Origin of the sequence: Brevibacillus sp. SIMBA_040 (assembly GCF_046535075.1) — a bacterium.
In the GTDB taxonomy this organism is placed as follows: domain Bacteria; phylum Bacillota; class Bacilli; order Brevibacillales; family Brevibacillaceae; genus Brevibacillus.
Genome location: NZ_JAWRXI010000005.1, coordinates 20,827 through 36,672 on the forward strand (window position 1 = coordinate 20,827; position 15,846 = coordinate 36,672).

At 42.3% G+C, this 15,846-nt stretch carries 21 protein-coding genes and 1 pseudogene; 17 read left to right on the forward strand and 5 right to left on the reverse strand.

Features of this window, described 5'->3' with window-relative positions; translation table 11 throughout:
- The first annotated feature begins 261 nt into the window (after positions 1-261).
- Both SB752_RS09820 and SB752_RS09825 read left to right on the forward strand, forming a co-directional pair.
- A complete protein-coding gene (locus SB752_RS09820) occupies positions 262-1,575 on the forward strand; it encodes an insecticidal delta-endotoxin Cry8Ea1 family protein (protein ID WP_410715494.1) in 1,314 nt (437 codons plus the stop codon).
- Positions 1,576-2,363: 788 nt separating this feature from the next.
- Positions 2,364-2,828: a hypothetical protein gene (locus tag SB752_RS09825; protein ID WP_410715495.1), complete on the forward strand. Its 465-nt coding sequence runs from the start codon at positions 2,364-2,366 to the stop codon at positions 2,826-2,828.
- 85 nt (positions 2,829-2,913) lie between these two features.
- Here SB752_RS09825 and SB752_RS09830 read toward each other — a convergent pair whose 3' ends face one another.
- Positions 2,914-3,213, reverse strand: coding sequence for a hypothetical protein (locus tag SB752_RS09830; RefSeq protein ID WP_410715496.1), 300 nt, complete (start codon positions 3,211-3,213; stop codon positions 2,914-2,916).
- A gap of 516 nt (positions 3,214-3,729) precedes the next feature.
- Here SB752_RS09830 and SB752_RS09835 point away from each other — a divergent pair.
- The 4 genes from SB752_RS09835 (at position 3,730) to SB752_RS09850 (ending at position 5,916) form a co-directional block, all read left to right on the forward strand.
- Positions 3,730-3,909 (forward strand): hypothetical protein, encoded by a 180-nt coding sequence (locus tag SB752_RS09835; RefSeq protein WP_410715497.1) that lies wholly within the window; start codon positions 3,730-3,732, stop codon positions 3,907-3,909.
- 47 nt (positions 3,910-3,956) lie between these two features.
- The gene (locus SB752_RS09840; RefSeq protein WP_410715498.1) at positions 3,957-4,397 is read left to right on the forward strand and encodes a nuclear transport factor 2 family protein; all 441 of its coding nucleotides are present in this window, start codon (positions 3,957-3,959) and stop codon (positions 4,395-4,397) included.
- Between the two features lie 184 nt (positions 4,398-4,581).
- Complete coding sequence (locus SB752_RS09845) at positions 4,582-5,037, forward strand: macro domain-containing protein (protein WP_410715499.1); 456 nt, start codon at positions 4,582-4,584, stop codon at positions 5,035-5,037.
- A gap of 294 nt (positions 5,038-5,331) precedes the next feature.
- Positions 5,332-5,916, forward strand: coding sequence for a hypothetical protein (locus SB752_RS09850; protein WP_410715500.1), 585 nt, complete (start codon positions 5,332-5,334; stop codon positions 5,914-5,916).
- 28 nt (positions 5,917-5,944) lie between these two features.
- Here SB752_RS09850 and SB752_RS09855 read toward each other — a convergent pair whose 3' ends face one another.
- Complete coding sequence (locus SB752_RS09855; protein WP_410715501.1) at positions 5,945-6,352, reverse strand: DUF6173 family protein; 408 nt, start codon at positions 6,350-6,352, stop codon at positions 5,945-5,947.
- Between the two features lie 317 nt (positions 6,353-6,669).
- Between SB752_RS09855 and SB752_RS09860 the strand changes: the two genes are divergently transcribed.
- From SB752_RS09860 to SB752_RS09870, 3 genes are all read left to right on the forward strand, one after another.
- On the forward strand, positions 6,670-7,116 hold the full coding sequence (locus SB752_RS09860; protein WP_486304117.1) for a DUF3885 domain-containing protein: 447 nt from the start codon (positions 6,670-6,672) through the stop codon (positions 7,114-7,116).
- A gap of 117 nt (positions 7,117-7,233) precedes the next feature.
- Entirely contained in the window at positions 7,234-7,452 is a 219-nt protein-coding gene (locus SB752_RS09865; RefSeq protein ID WP_410715502.1) for a hypothetical protein, read from the forward strand.
- Positions 7,453-7,494: 42 nt separating this feature from the next.
- Positions 7,495-7,917 carry an HD domain-containing protein gene (locus SB752_RS09870; RefSeq protein WP_410715503.1) on the forward strand — a complete coding sequence of 141 codons (423 nt, stop codon included), beginning with the start codon at positions 7,495-7,497 and terminating at the stop codon, positions 7,915-7,917.
- A 166-nt stretch (positions 7,918-8,083) separates the two neighbouring features.
- On the opposite strand, the gene SB752_RS09875 is transcribed toward SB752_RS09870, so the two are convergent.
- The gene (locus SB752_RS09875) at positions 8,084-9,541 is read right to left on the reverse strand and encodes a flavin monoamine oxidase family protein (protein WP_410715504.1); all 1,458 of its coding nucleotides are present in this window, start codon (positions 9,539-9,541) and stop codon (positions 8,084-8,086) included.
- 1,025 nt (positions 9,542-10,566) lie between these two features.
- Positions 10,567-10,797 (reverse strand): annotated as a pseudogene (locus SB752_RS09880) (recombinase family protein); the annotation flags it as partial.
- Between the two features lie 211 nt (positions 10,798-11,008).
- Between SB752_RS09880 and arsR the strand changes: the two are divergent.
- The 8 genes from arsR to SB752_RS09920 all read left to right on the forward strand — a co-directional run bounded on the left by arsR (position 11,009) and on the right by SB752_RS09920 (position 15,510).
- Complete coding sequence (arsR, locus tag SB752_RS09885) at positions 11,009-11,323, forward strand: arsenical resistance operon transcriptional regulator ArsR (RefSeq protein WP_410715505.1); 315 nt, start codon at positions 11,009-11,011, stop codon at positions 11,321-11,323.
- 59 nt (positions 11,324-11,382) lie between these two features.
- Complete coding sequence (locus SB752_RS09890; protein WP_410715506.1) at positions 11,383-11,823, forward strand: ArsI/CadI family heavy metal resistance metalloenzyme; 441 nt, start codon at positions 11,383-11,385, stop codon at positions 11,821-11,823.
- Positions 11,824-11,842: 19 nt separating this feature from the next.
- Positions 11,843-12,886: an ACR3 family arsenite efflux transporter gene (arsB, locus tag SB752_RS09895; protein ID WP_410715507.1), complete on the forward strand. Its 1,044-nt coding sequence runs from the start codon at positions 11,843-11,845 to the stop codon at positions 12,884-12,886.
- Between the two features lie 20 nt (positions 12,887-12,906).
- Positions 12,907-13,311: an arsenate reductase (thioredoxin) gene (arsC, locus tag SB752_RS09900; RefSeq protein WP_410715508.1), complete on the forward strand. Its 405-nt coding sequence runs from the start codon at positions 12,907-12,909 to the stop codon at positions 13,309-13,311.
- A gap of 208 nt (positions 13,312-13,519) precedes the next feature.
- Positions 13,520-13,996, forward strand: a complete 477-nt coding sequence (locus SB752_RS09905) for a GNAT family N-acetyltransferase (RefSeq protein WP_410715509.1) — start codon at positions 13,520-13,522, stop codon at positions 13,994-13,996.
- Between the two features lie 13 nt (positions 13,997-14,009).
- Entirely contained in the window at positions 14,010-14,165 is a 156-nt protein-coding gene (locus SB752_RS09910; protein ID WP_410715510.1) for a hypothetical protein, read from the forward strand.
- Between the two features lie 30 nt (positions 14,166-14,195).
- Positions 14,196-14,381, forward strand: coding sequence for a hypothetical protein (locus SB752_RS09915; RefSeq protein WP_410715511.1), 186 nt, complete (start codon positions 14,196-14,198; stop codon positions 14,379-14,381).
- Positions 14,382-14,640: 259 nt separating this feature from the next.
- On the forward strand, positions 14,641-15,510 hold the full coding sequence (locus tag SB752_RS09920) for a nuclease-related domain-containing protein (protein WP_410715512.1): 870 nt from the start codon (positions 14,641-14,643) through the stop codon (positions 15,508-15,510).
- On the opposite strand, the gene SB752_RS09925 is transcribed toward SB752_RS09920, so the two are convergent.
- A complete protein-coding gene (locus tag SB752_RS09925) occupies positions 15,491-15,835 on the reverse strand; it encodes a YkgJ family cysteine cluster protein (RefSeq protein WP_410715513.1) in 345 nt (114 codons plus the stop codon). The genes SB752_RS09920 and SB752_RS09925 overlap by 20 nt on opposite strands.
- Between the last annotated feature and the right edge of the window lie 11 nt (positions 15,836-15,846).

The window sequence follows — 15,846 nt, forward strand, 5'->3', positions numbered from 1 at the left end:
AATTTTGACAGGATAGTTAGTTATATGAAGCGATTGAGAAGTCGGACATGGGGGGATGCGTAATTATATTGGAATAGTAAATCTGACGGATTCACTGGGTGGGTGTCGCTGGTTCGAACCAAGTCCGGATCACCGTAACAGCATGTGTAAAGCCCTTGGTCATACCTGAAGAGGGAAACCCGGGATTTTTTGTATAATCGTTATCTTGCCCGGTCAAATAAAGGAGGAATAATTTAACATAAGGAGAACTACTATACATCCATGAAAGAGAGGGGAACAATTATTTTGATTCATGCTGATACTTGGAATAATAGAATTAAAAACATAACAGAGGGAGCCGCAAAAAAGATTCCGTATGTTGGAGCTATTGTTTCATTTGCTATTGGTCAGTTATGGCCAACGGATAAAGCGGATATTTTTAGTCTAATTAAGGATCAGGTAAAGGGTTTAGTAGATCAAGCGATATTAGACAAAGAAATGGAGGAACGGAAGCACGAGATTGAAGGTTTAGAAGATACGATGAAGCAATATGTGGATGCTGGTAATCATGAAAAGGGCGGCTTTATGACCTCCATGCTTACACAGCTAAATATCATGCATCATAAACTCACGGAGTCAACTAACTCCATTCATTTAATTCCCCTCACCATCACGATCGCCAATATACACCTAACACTTCTTAGAGAACGACTCAGTCACGGCAAAGAAATATATACCGAGGACAATACAACAGTATGGCAAAAGGATTTGACTAAGAGATATCAAGACTACCATAAGTTTTTCCTCGAGATTTACCCAAAATGGAAGGCATGGAGAGAAAGTAAAATCGAGATAAAATGGTATACAGACAAGAACCCTACTACAGTCCCTCCATTTTTTTATTGGGCAGCGCATGGGTATGCCAAAGATTCATTTGTAGAAAAAAAGATCCATTACCGCGATGATTTTAATAGTAACGAAGCCACTTTTCAAGGAGTTTGCCAAGCAATCAAAGAAAGCTGGATGAATGATGCGATTGCGAAAATTGCAGCAAGTATCGCAACAACTTTTACACTCCACCGTTACTTACCTGGACGTGAGGATGAACCAGCCATTGTAGATCCAAATCTTGAAACCATTTGGATGGGGCCATATAGTTTATCCATCCTTGGAAATGACAGTAAAGTTTCATATGCGATAAATGTAACAGACCAACCAGGTGAACTTAAGCAAGTGTACATACGTGAGTACAACTCAATTGACGGTATGCAACTCATTTATACAGATCATTCCGGAAATTTTGTTGGTAATCCAAAGGGTGGAGAGCCTCATTACTTACATGCAACACAGGATAAGTATGTTACAGGCATGAAGATGAGATTCTCTTCAGGAATTATATGTAGACTGGAAGTTTTATTTTCAGATGGCTCATCATCTGGAATGCTTGGAAATCGTAGAAATTGGAGCGGAACCGACGTGGATGCAGTTGTAGAGTCTAATTACAAGCTTGTCTGCGGAGCTTATAAGACGGGATCTGGACCATCTGGAACAACAGGAATTTCTGTCATAAAGTTAGGATTCAAATATAGTAACTAACGTCTTAATGATCGGAAGCTACAAGAAACCCCATATCAAATACAAAAACAGGACTACGTAAACCGTAAAGTCCTGTTTTTGTGCGATTAAAGCACAGTCTCCTTCTGAACTCCTCTCATTATCAGAGGAATCATCGACCCTTGTTACATTGAAAGTGAGTGGCAGGGCAAAGAATCAGTACTTGGTGTTGATTTTTGGGGTCAAGGCCAAGAAAAGATATTCAGTCTACTAAAAGATGATGGGATTCAAATAGAACGTATAGGCGGAAAGTGTACGATCTATTTTGAAGTTGTTGAACATGATTAAGATGGTGGTCAGGATGAGAAAGGATTACTTTTGACTAAGGATTTCCTTCAGTCTGTATTAGTGTCCGATCGAGAAACAGAAGTTGCTAATGGAATAAGGCTATTTTTAACGAAGCTATATAACAACTCCATAGAATATAAGCACAATGCTCCGATTTGGAAAGGTCTGCGGAAGATAATGCTGGTTGCGTTGCGCAGGGATACCTTGTGATTACACCTTCAGGGAGCCAACCAGGGGTTCCCTTTTCCTTTCCTGTGGTATGCAGGTAAAAGGCTATTTTCCAAAAAATGACGAAAATGCCACTCCCTCTTTCAGACAACTTTCTTTGCAAAACTCATATGTTATGGCAGGAGGTGGTCCGATTGGCTTATAGGTGCCTTTGTCGGGGAAGTAGATGCACGATTTTTTGCAGGTGTGGATGTCGGAGAAAAAGCAAGTCAGCAATAGCGAGAGCAAAAAACTTGTAATCACAGGAGGCCGGGATGCTCTTTCTGAACATGGTATTTCTCATTTTGTTAACAGCAAGCAGCATGCTTTATACCTTTAAAAATCGGTCTGAGCTGGCTTGCATGGATGGCATGATATTCGCAATGGTGCTTGGTGCCATGTCTAGTATCTCTCTCGGATTGAATATACAAGTGTATCTCGTAAACGACTTGGGGCTCGCCACAATCCTCGCTGTTTTAATAGGGATGGCCGTTGGGTTTGTTACAGGAAAATGGGTTTCTCTCACAGCATCCATTGAGGGAGTGATGGCAGGAATCATGGGCGGAATGATGTCACCCATGCTCGGGGCTATGTTAGCTCATCCTATGACCCTCATCTGGTTTCTAGACTTTGCTTATATTCTCGTTCTGATCCTGCTTGTTCATTTGGCAAAAGAGGCGAGGCAGGCATTTCTAGAAGAACAACTAGAAGCGGGGAAAAATAAAAGTGCTCCACACTGAAGCCTCCCATACTTCCCTATTATCTTTGCCCAGTTTTTCTCATGCAAAAGGGAGAGCACTCACTCTCCCTATAGGTCGTCCAGTCCTATTTCCTTTTAAAAAGACTCGTTCCTTGCAGTACACGATACGTTTTAAAGATTTCTTTGGCGATTTGTACATTTCCCACGACTGCACCCAAGTCTATGTCTGCTATGCTAGGAAGCTGAAACAATGAGGGTCTCCGCGGTCTTTTTTTTCTCTGAGTCTTCATCCATTCCTGATGATACTGCTCCAATGCTGCTGGCTCTCTTTTCAGCTGTCGTCTGGAGACGTTATTTTGCTTGAGCCATTGCATAAATTCTGGCGTGAAACGTTCCTGACTGGTGATTGGCTGTTGTTTTCTCAAAGACGTTCCTCCTTTCCCTTCATGATCCTAACGAGCAGAAGGAACTTGGGTTCTCCTTAACACAGACGCTAAAAGTATGATATGTCAATCGACCTACGTTTGCTTGTACGGTTGCCTACCAATGAAATGCAGGATGATGATCTATCCTGGGGGCTTGCCAGAAATAGAATCGGACACGTTAACTAGCTGTCGATATAAAAAATGGATGCTCCCCCAGCCTTAAAGACGCCTGTACGGTGTAGGCTCAGCGGGAATAAATGTCTTGGAAATCGTGTCTCCAAATCCAAATGTTTTCTTGATCTATGCTTCAGGTTTGACTGCGACCTTTGGTGATACCGTAACGCTTGACTTAAATCAATTTCAAGATAGTGATAGAGACGTCCTTTCTGGTAAGCTTGTGATCACGTTCGACGGTATGAATTGGGTTTCTAGTTTTGCCTGTGGAGAATGAGACGATATCCCCCCGTTAACCAGCCTGCATGCCCATGGTATAATTTGGTAAATAGGGGGTGCCTTATGAAACGATCTTTATACATACTCATTGTTCTGGCGATCCTAACGGGATGCAGAGAGTTCAAGGATACGAACGGAAATCTGGACTCTATACCGGACAGTGTCAAGAAAAGTATAGAGGAAGGGAACGTACCTCCAAAGTCTGAAACATCCGCACCGGGTGAAAATGCGGTCCGTGATTAACTGCGCCATTTATTGTAACTAGTTAATTTCAGCGAATGGGGGTTACCATGAAACGGTTTACGTTATCATTATTCGTTATGGTCTTAATCGCGGCATCAGTCGGATGTTCGCCGAAGGATGATCCAAAAGAGGCGCTGAATAGGTACTATACGAATGTAATGAACGCGAATTATGAAGATGCTTACGCTATTCTTTCGGAGGCAGATCGGAAGGTAAATAGTAAAGAGGACTTCGTGTTATTCATGAAGCTGAACGCTGAGCTCTACAAATTGAATGGTATCGAAATCAAGAATGATGAGATGGATAGCGATTCGCTTGTTTTTACCGTTGCAGAGAAGCTCCATAACAATAGGGAGGACAGGGACGAAAGCGTGACTTACAAGCGAGCGGTCGTTACAGAGAACGATGAGTGGAAGATTTTTGTCAACAAGAACTATGGCGAAGAGATCCCGGCCTTACAAAATAGTATGAATGTCCAACCTCGCTAATAACTGATTGAAATGAAAGAAGGCTGCAGGAGCCAAGTACTCTAAAAAAGTATTTGACTTCTACTGCCTTTCGTCAATCAAATCTGCTACAGTTATGTTTTTAGATATTGAATAAAAACGGTAGTCTCAACATGCCAAAGAGATCTAACAATTAACGAGCAGAAATTGAAAAGGAGGCCACGAAATGGCTGTAATCATAGTAAATGGTGATCTACTCAAAGCATCAGAAGACATTATCGGACATCAGGTAAATTGCAAAGGCGTTATGGGAAGTGGAGTAGCTAAGCTAATAAAGGAGAAGTATCCCGAAGCTTTCGAGTTTTACAAAGACAAATGCAACACTACAGCAGATAAACAAGAGTTGCTAGGCATGTGTCAGTTGGTTGAATGTACGAATGGAAAAACGGTTGCTAACCTATTTGGACAGCTTAAATATGGTCGTGGAAAAGAGCAATATACTGACTACTCGGCATTAGAAAGTGCACTGCTTGAACTAAAAAATAGGGCTATGAACATTAACTCAAGCATTGCTTTACCTTTTAATATTGGCTGTGGTTTAGCAAATGGCTCTTGGGATGTGGTCAGCAAAATGATTGAAGAGATCTATAGCGACTATGATGTTACTTTGTATAAGCTATAAAAAGCGGTGATATATATCAGATATCTGCTGGTACGTAGGAAAATGCACGGATAAAGGTCACGAGCGGTCATATTGGTTGGGCTGATGTGACTTAGCAATGGAGAAGAAGCACGTTAAAAGATTAAAAGATAAATTTGGAGTGAACCTTTCTAACAAGAAGGTCATTTGCCTAGGCATCCCTGATGTTTATCAGTATATGGATGAAGAACTGATTGAAGTGCTTAAAATCTAGAGGGTCTGAGTACATTGATGCTCCAGACTAAATATTTTTTATGCGAAAGAGGTGAGTTTTTTATGGTGAAATTTTCGTACATCCTAAATGGCGTTGGCTGGGCTGATTCTTTTCTGCAAATAGATGATAAGACGTGTTACTTTTCTCCTAGTTATTTAACTGAACCTCTCATTGATTTGGTAGAGGGGGTGTTGAGTCTCATATATGAAATAGTCCCAGGAGATGAAGTAAAACAAGAGGTCAGTTTTGATTGGAATTTCGAGCCGATTGGTTCAAATTGGTTGATTAGAAGAGTAGATAGGAATACATTACGGATAATAATCACTACCTATCAAGATATTGATAATAAAAGCATAGGAACTCCTATTATCGAGCTTGACGCAAATTGTGATTTTCACTTATTTTTAGCTGAATTAATTCATGCACTAGAATTACTTTTGATGAAATGCGGAATTGTAGGGTACAAAAGCACTTGGTATCATTATGACTTTCCCATTAGTACTTATCTGAAATTGAAGTATTTCTATATACATGGTAAAGAGTTTCCAGAAGAAAATATCACTGAGGATGGATACATAGAATATAGGAAAAGCAATTTAAGTCAAGAAATAGCTATGTTAAAAGATATTACACGTTTACTTAATTAGCTGTGTTGATTGAAAGAAAAAAGAGACGCTATCTCGCGTCTCCCTCTTGTTCTGCCGCCGCTTTAAACCCAATCCGCTTAGGAGGATTCGCTGGATCAGCTTTTTTTACAGCCATCAACAGAAAGCTGATTTGACTTACATGCTGAATCAACTCCATGGACGCCCCTCCTTCTGCCGATCCGAAGAATCGAATGAGGCTTGGATTATAATAGCCTATACCCTCTACACGCAAAGTAACGTTTTGTCCAAACGAAACGAGACGAATCCCGACTTCATGGTGTTCATCCAGACCATTCTCGAACTCAGCAATCATTTCAATCAATTGCTTGTGAAACCCGCTTGCGAGGTTGAGGTCAGCTTGTACTTCAAACACCGGCAGTTCCTTCGTATGAAGGATATTCGGGGAACTAGGTAGGTTGATTTCGTTAAGTGCCATAGCAATCCCCCCTTTCTCACAATTATAAGCTATCGGAATCCTTTGAAAAAGAGAATGAATAGAATGCAGAACCATTAAAACTGTAAAAAGTAATCAAGGAGACGATACTGGCCGATTTCCGCTGCCGACAAGGAAGTTAATGGAACAACAGAACCACTTTAGTTTAGGGGCAACGCAAAAAGGGATATAAGAAATGTAAATCGAAAATGGTACTTATTATCATGGGTATGAAATATTTGATTTGAGAGAGGAACAAGCGTATGGATGGAATGAACAGACTGAACAATTATATGGAGGCAAGCTTTCCAGAATGAAAGCTGGCGCCAGCACTTTTTTATCACTCTCCGATAGGGTTGCGGTTCGAAATTGGCGTGCCTTACCGGGGAATTGAACAGCCTAGTTACTTTCAAACGGTAAAGATGCGTTCCGTTTTTCTATTCGAAGAGATATTTGATGCGGCTGACGAGCTTTCAGGGATAAGCTCTCAAAGCTGCGTGTGGTGCAAACGAGATGAAATTGATTACAAAGTCATTTTGACAGCATTCGGATACCAAGACTTCCCCAATTTTAATCAGCCCTTTACTAGGGAAGACGTTTATTTTATCAATCCGCGATCCCATATCATTTATCATCTTTATGATGACAGAGGACTTGATGTAGTTTCAAACCATGTTTTTTCTATAAGTGGCCTGTACAGAAAGTATAATAGCTGGATTCTAGACTATGACAGACAACGAATTGACAACATGTTTAAAAGTGTTTGATAAAAAAGGCAGTATCAGATTGAAGGGAAGCATGTAAAAATGGCGATATGTGTTGAATTTGAGCGAGTGTCACTATGCGGTTCACTCGCTCTATATCGGTATGGAAATTGTGGACAGATGGATGGATTATTCGAATTAGACTACAACGATATCGAACTGCTGCTACAAGGTTCTTTTGAGGGTAGCAGTATTCGTATGGATCAGATTGTTCGTGTGAAGAAACGAGCCAGTGACGAAAGAGAGCATCAATTTTTAGCTCTGAAAGCTTTTACAAAGATATGGAGGCATTACAAGGAAACTGGTGAATTCCTAGCTCAGGGAGGATATTACGCCTGATCAGTATCAATCCTTCGAAATCTGTTCGAGAGGTGTGAACAAATGAATAGACTGGAGAAAGCCATTCTAATTGCGACACAGGCACACGCAGGGCAAGTAGACAAAGGCGGCAATCCTTATATCCTTCATCCGCTGAGGATCATGCTGCGGATGAATACAGAGGAGACGATGATCGCAGCTGTTTTGCACGATGTTCTCGAAGATACCAATGTTACGGCTGAAGACCTTTTACAAGCAGGGTTGTCTCGTGAGGTTGTAGCGGGTGTAGTTGCTTTAACCCGGCGAGAGGGTGAAACCTATATGGACTTTATCAAAAGAACAAAACAGGACCCGATAGCAAAATTGGTAAAATTGGCTGATCTAGAGGATAATTGCGATTTAACACGCCTCCCCAATCCAACGAAAGAGGACTTCGATAGGGTGGAGCGTTATAAACGGGCGATTAGTGAACTTCATTCATCCTAAAAAAAAGGAAGCTGGTAGCGAGGCAGATCCTTTTAGGAGTGACGCCAAGGCAATATCATGGATCTCTTTTGTCCGTGTTTAATCGAGGAGTTTACATTCGTCCACCATATTTTACCTGTTTGAGGTTTCATTACAATAGCTCACGAAAAATCCCTTAGGGTTGTATCTAAGGGATGCTGTTTATCTCACTCACTGCACGTACCGCTGACTGAATCGCCCCTTGAATCCACCCGTGATAATCAGAAGCATGCTCACCAGAGAAGTGGACTCTGCCCTCAGGTGTCTCAATATATGATCCGATTCCGGTTTCCTGTAAGGGTTTAAACATAGTGAAGGCGCCCGCCGCAAACGGATCGACGGCCCAGTTATGCACAACTCCCGTCACAAACGACTGATATACCACGTCCCCATGGATACTAGCCATGATTTTGAGAGCCGTTGTGATCTGTTCATCTTTGGACATGCTGATCCAGGGAAGGGCATCATCTTCCCACGTATAACTAACCAGGACAACTCCACCTGGGGCTCCAACATAATGACTAGGATAATAAGAGAGTCGAATGGGCAGGTCCGTAGTAGAGTTACCTCCATACAGGCCGTTATCTTCCCAGAAGCGGTAAGAAAATTGGATGCCGATTTTTGTGGAGGAAACGTAATGGAGCTGGCGAATAGCCGCCCATTTTTGATAGGAGAACAAGTGGTAGGGCTCCACTTTAACAAACTGTAAGAGAGTAAAAGGTAAGGTGACAATCGCAAAATCTGCCGTCACTTGGAAAGGCTCTGAAGTTAAAGTCTGCAAGCCAGAGACAGTCACATGCTCTCCATGCTGGCTGATTGTGGTCATTTTATGGTTAAAGTGAATATTCTCGCGTAGTTGAGGCAAAAAGGCAGAGGGCAATTTATCAAAACCACCAGAGATTTCAAAAAAGCGAGTCGAAGGAGAAAAGAGGATGAAGTCGCGCAAAATTTCCAGAAACGCAAGCTCGGGAAAGCCTTCGAAACCTGACATAACATTAATCATATTGACAGCTGCAGTGGACAAGGATGGACCCACAGGATTGTAACGCAAGAAAAGCTCCATGGAATACTTATCAAACTCTTCGGTAATGATGGGCCAATGTCTTTCGGGATCCAGGTTAATATAATCGAGGATCGGCTTGATTGCGAGCTGGGCCAATGCATCAGCTGTTTTACCTCGTTCATTCTGCGCTACCAAAAAGCCAAGAATATCAGGATTTTGTTCGTACATCCAACGACGTGTTTTTATTCCATTCACCTGGATCAGATCATTCGGTGTCTGGTTAATAAAATGATTGAGAGACAGGCGAAATTTCGAAATGTATTCCAAGGTTAGCTGGTGGGTGCTAGGAATTCGCATCGCTCCAGCCTCGAAGTATTGCCCATCATAAAATGGAGAACGCATAGTATAGACACGCCCGCCGACGCGATTGGAAGCTTCCAGTATTGTCACTTGATGTCCTGCTTCTTTCAGGAGTGAGCCTGCTACGAGTCCCGTCATACCAGCACCGACGATGACGATGCGTTTGGGAGAAGACGATATGGGTAACCCATTTCTGATTATGGAAATCATTGAAGCCTCAGAGAGCTTTGTTCTGTTTTGCATTTTGTTCACCTTGAGTGTTGGATTGATTATAAGATATTCATGGATGTGCCCAGAGGTGATATTTCTTGAGGAACTATCCTCGCCCCGTAATTGAGGTTAACTCAGCATTAACTTTAGATAGCAGACCAGAGGGAGAATTTTACTTATGATTAAGCTGCCCATTGTAAAAAAATCTTCTTATTCGTTGATGGAACGCCGTGTGCGATGAAAGTCGCCTGCCCGGTGTAGGCTCGAACGAAAACCCGACCATTTAAAAAAGGGATAAGTCGAGAATAGCGATACAACGCCTGCAATTGCAACAGTTGGACCTGAGAGCACCATTTCCAAGATCGTGATTCATTTTAATAAGGCTCTATCAAGTGAGTCATTCGACTACACGGATGTAACGCTGGTAATTAACAGCTTTAGGGCGATGGATGGCCAGTGGCCAGCCGCATGGAATGGAGACCAACATGCTCTTTCTATGGACTGGGACCGTTCTGATGTGAACAACCCGATTTTAACGGTCTATACGGATGTGACAGGCGAATTTACAGATATTCACATCTTTTTTACTAGCAATATAATAGACATCCATGGAAATCCAATCACGGAAACGACTCCTTAAAAATGCAGTCCATCAACAGCCCTCGGGATAAAACCCGGGGGTATTTTTACCCTATAACGTTCAGTGGACTGGTTGCGACTCCTAAAATCCGATTTGTCTGTCAAACCATGTACTCCATAATCAAGAAGATAGTGTAGTGAGTCAGCAGGATACAAGAGTAGCTCGTACATTCATCGGTATTGGATGAATTCAGTCGAAGATAAGCACGTATACTGGGGGTTTTGGGTTGCGCAGGACAACGGAGCCACAAAAGCCAGATGAGAGCGTAACAGGTATCCGTTCCCATCTCTGTAGGTGGAGTTTAATGAGTGGGGGTAAACCTGAGGATGCGAAGAAAGCAGGCAGACGGCAATCATCCGGCAAAAATGAGTTCGACCGATTTTCCACGGACGAGATGAAAGAATTCGTTTAGCTCCGCCATATCATTAGAGATACGATCTGAGCTAGCGCAAATAACCTTGGAGATCATACCGGATTGAATGTCCTTCACAAGTTGCGATAAACCTAGTCTTTCAGCATCAGTGCCAGACGTGCTGAATTCCATGTACATCTTATGCTCCGATTTTCCGACAAAGGGTAAGCACTTTTCGATTTGCTGCTGTATCTGGCTAAATTCATTCGATTCCGTTCTGACAAAAACAGCTACCATGAAATTCACCTCTAAAGATGGAGACTATCCAATCAATTTAACATAAACCGCTTTTTCTTAAAACCATATTTCATGCGAGAAGAAAATAAATCTGGCGAGAGAGCCCTTGAAAGTCAATAAATCAAAAAAATTGATTTAAAGATTGCACCACCTCGATAACTGTGCATATAATAAGAACATCAAAAAAAGTTGATGAATGAGGTTGCAATCAATGATCGATATCAAACAACAATTGGGGCAATATGAGAAGAAATTCAAAGCCCTCGCAGATCAAAAGCGATTAGAAATTATGTATGAGCTTTGCCAGAGAGGTAAAACATGCGTATGTGACCTCACAGAAATCTTTGATATGCCACAATCCAAGCTGTCCTACCATCTCAAGATTTTGCTGGACGCCAACCTGATTATCAAAGAAACAAAAGGTACATGGAGCTATTACGATTTGAATGATGACGAAGTGAACCATCTATTATCAGAAGAGCTTTGCTGTATCTTCAGAAAAACAGGGAAAGGGAGCTGCTGCTAATTTTTTTAAACCTTATATCAATTTTTTTTGATGAACAGAAAATAAAGGAGGACGAAGTAATGAAATATGCTCATGTGGGGATTAACGTAACCAATCTGGAAAAATCCGTTGAATTCTATGAGAAGGTATTCGGTGCACAGCCTGTAAAGGTAAAGGCAGATTATGCGAAGTTTCTGCTGGAAAATCCGGGACTTAACTTTACATTAAATGTCCGGGATGTCGTTCATGGAAATCAAGTGAACCACTTTGGATTCCAGGTTGCGAGTGCAGATGAAATCACAGCCCATAAGCAAAGACTGGAAAACGAAGGCTTCTTCGCACGTGATGAGATGGATACAACATGCTGCTATGCCGTTCAGGATAAATTTTGGGTCACGGACCCAGACGGAAATGAATGGGAGTTTTTTTACACAAAGGCTGACAGTGAGATCCGTAAAACAGAGTCCACATCCTGCTGTGTAGAGTCAAATACGGGAGCAAACAACGCTTCTTGCTGCTAGTCCAAAAAGGAGAACCTTCATGAAACAATTATCATTTTTAGATCGTTTCTTGACCCTGTGGATTTTCCTTGCGATGGCGATTGGAATTGCTATCGGTACGTTTGCCCCGGATTTGGCAAGTGGGTTGAACAGCATGCAAATAGGCACAACCTCTATCCCCCTTGCCATCGGCTTAATTCTGATGATGTATCCTCCTTTAGCAAAAGTACGCTACGAGGAGATGGGACGTGTTTTTAAGGACAAGAAGGTTTTGCTGCTGTCCCTGATTCAGAATTGGGTGATTGGCCCGGTATTGATGTTTGTATTGGCGATCATTTTCTTGCCAGATAAACCGGAATATATGGTTGGATTGATTATGATTGGCTTGGCACGATGCATTGCCATGGTGATTGTCTGGAACGACCTGGCAAAAGGGGACGCAGAATATGCGGCGGGTCTTGTTGCTTTCAATTCCGTATTTCAGATGCTGTTCTTTTCCGTCTATGCTTATGTATTTGTAACCATTATTCCAGAATGGCTCGGCATCCAGGGCGCAGTCATAAACATTACGATGGCAGAAGTGGCCAAATCGGTGTTTATCTACCTGGGGATTCCTTTTCTAGCAGGAATGCTGACTCGTCTGTTTCTCGTAAAAGCAAAAGGTAGACAGTGGTATGAGAAGGTGTTTATTCCAAAAATAAGCCCCGTTACACTGATTGCTTTACTCTTTACCATCATGGTGATGTTCTCCATAAAAGGAGAGAGCATCGCTCGTGTACCGTTAGATGTCGTCCGCATTGCGATTCCACTCCTTATTTACTTCGTATTGATGTTCTTTATTTCTTTCTTTATGGGGAAGAAAATCGGTGCCGCCTATCCGGTTACGACGACTCTTGCTTTTACAGCAGGAAGTAATAACTTTGAGCTAGCGATCGCTGTAGCCGTTGGTGTGTTTGGAATTCACTCGGGTGCCGCTTTTGCTGCTGTTATTGGCCCACTCGTTGAAGTTCCGGTAATGATTGCCTTGGTGCATGTAGCATTATGGTTCAAACGCAAGCATTTTGCTAACACTTCTCCCAATTAATCCGAAAAGGTGAGGCTTTCATGGAAAACAAAAAAACAATCTACTTCTTGTGCACAGGAAATTCTTGCCGTAGCCAAATGGCTGAAGCGTGGGGAAAGAAATACTTAGGTGACAAGTGGGATGTATTTTCAGCCGGGATTGAAGCTCATGGCGTCAACCCAAATGCCGTTCGCGCGATGCAGGAGGTGGGGATAGACATCTCTTCGCAAACATCAGACGTGATCGACCCAGCAATAGTAAACAAGGCCGATCTGGTCGTGACACTATGCAGCCATGCAGATACTGTTTGCCCGAACACGCCTCCGCACGTAAAACGCGTTCACTGGGGATTTGACGATCCTGCGGGCAAAGAGTGGTCCGAATTTCAACGAGTTCGTGATGAAGTTGGTGCACGTATTAAAGCCTTTATGGAAGCAGAAGATTAAGGATACGTGAACTCCATGTCCTAAACGAATTGAAAAATGGGAGTGTCCAAATGACAGTATTTGTAGGTAAATACTGAAAACGGACCCTCCTTTTTTATTTCGGATGAAGTCTTCGTTTACTCCGAGGTTAACATTTTGCCAAGGAATGAAGCAGGAAATCGGTATTCAAAACCGAAGTGAGCGTAAAGGCTTTGTGGAGGGGTATGAAGTGAACTTTCATTTGATGACAATGGCGGAAGCGAAAGAAATCGTAAACTGGAAATATCCACTGGAGTATTCGTTTTATAATTTTGATGATAGCCCTGAAACATTTCAGGAACTGATGGACGGTACCTATTATGCCGCTTGCGACGAGGATCATCAGTTGATGGGCTTTTTTTGTTTTGGACAAAATGCTCAAGTTCCTCAAGGGCGAAAGCAAAATCTGTATACTGGGGACAACGTGCTTGATATCGGTCTGGGCCTGAAGCCTGAATGGACCGGTAAAGGTAGAGGACTGTCATTTTTACAAGCTGGAATTGCATTTGCCCGGCAGCGATTTAAACCAGAATATTTGCGACTAAGTGTGGCAGCCTTTAATGCCCGAGCAACCAAGGTTTATGCAAGAATGGGATTTACTGAAACGTCCTCTTTTGTAAACAATGGGACTGCGTTTAACGTAATGGTTATGGAAGTGGAGAAATAGACGGGGGATACGCATGGGGAATTGCATTGATTTATACGAAGGGATGGAGAAGGACGGCATTAGTATGTCAAACGGGACTACCTCCGTTGTCATCTCCATTCTCGTTTTAGCTGGCACCAGACTGGCTATATCAGAAAGACACAAGGGACTGATCGTCTGGCTAGCCTAGCAGGATCAGTCTGTTAGAGGCATAGGTACAGTGGGCTTTTATTTGAATGAGATCCCATGGTCCATAAAAGGTTTTGAAGAGGAAAAGCAATTTCTTTCATCAGTGATCAAGGGAGCGATGTCCGGATTAGGTTGGCAAACGCTCGATTACCAACCAAATGAATCGACGATCAACCCACTATTAGAAAAACTGGATGACATGCTGAAAGCAGTTTGATATCACGTATGTTGATGAGCAAAATGATGCCGAGTGGAGAGACATCTTTCGAGAAAGCTTCCCTGCTGGTTACCCGATTTGCACGCGCCACCATGCTTTTATGAGTGAGTGGGGGTGTGTAGTCTGTCATGATTCATAAGCTGGTTTTCATTAGTGAAAACCAAATTTATGACTGAGAACTCGTGTTTTATTTGCAGTTGTTTGGAAAATAATTGAAAAGGGAAGAAGGGTAACAAGATGAATGGAGGAGAGTCCTGTCATGTTATCCAAGCTAGTAAACCTTTTTAAAAGGAATAATCAGCCGCCAGCAAAGAAAGAGGAAAAAGGAAAGAAGGAAACGAAAAAAGCAAGCGACCAAAAATCCCTTCGAAAAGGAGAGCTTGGCGAGTATAAGGTCAACATCCAGTTAGACCAGATGCCAAAAGCGTACAAGCATCTGACTGATTTACTACTCGCCAACCCGAAAGCGAAATCAGGGTATTCGCAAATTGATCATGTTCTTCTTACACCGTATGCAGTCTTTATTATTGAGACGAAAAACTATTCGGGCGAAATAAAAGGTGGAAAGGAAGATAAGCAGTGGACGGTGAATAAACGTTTTAAAATGATGAATCCCTTCTATCAAAATTATGGACATGTAGAATCGGTTCGTAGCATGATCCAGATAGAAAAGGAGCACATCGTTTCTCTCGTTTCGTTTACTAGACGTTGTACGTTCAGTGTTGATCCAGAGCTTAGGAAGATTGGCTCAAATGATTTAATCGTTTATGATATCGAGCTTACTGAGTTTATTCAACGCAAAATAAATCGAATTCAAGCGCTGCAAAAAGAAGAAAAGTTTACATCTGAACAAATTGAGTCTATGTATTACACATTAGCGCAAGAAAACATCACAGATGCAAAGATAAGAGCAGCACATGTGGAAGGAATAAAAAGTAACGATACGAAAGCGTTAACAAGCCAAAACAGCATTATCACAGGCAACCATTGTAAGATTTGCGGCAAGCAAGTAACGGAAAAAATCGCAGCATATTGCCTATCCAATCGCGAAAAATTTAACGGAAACGTATATTGCTTCGGACATCAGAAGCATTGTAAGGCTGCTCACTCTAAAAATCCTTCCACGTGATATCAATGCTCAAATACCCAATCTGCTTCTGTTTCAGCGTCGCAGGCTCTTTCGTAGCCAATTCCGGTTTGCGGAAACAGACCAAGTCTTTGTGGTAGCCAAACATGCGGCAAATGTCAGGGCGGGCAGCATGGATTCCACATTGATCACGATCCAGATCATAGAACATACAGGTACCGTAGAGGCGAGGCTGTTTTTGCAGCTCATCACGAAGCTTCCTCGGCATGGACTTAACCTTCTTCTGAATGTTCTTGTATTCTTTCTCCGTTATGGGAACAGGACCACAGCATAAGCCTCTGCAGCCTTGACACGGCAGTGCTTGCATCTTATGTACAA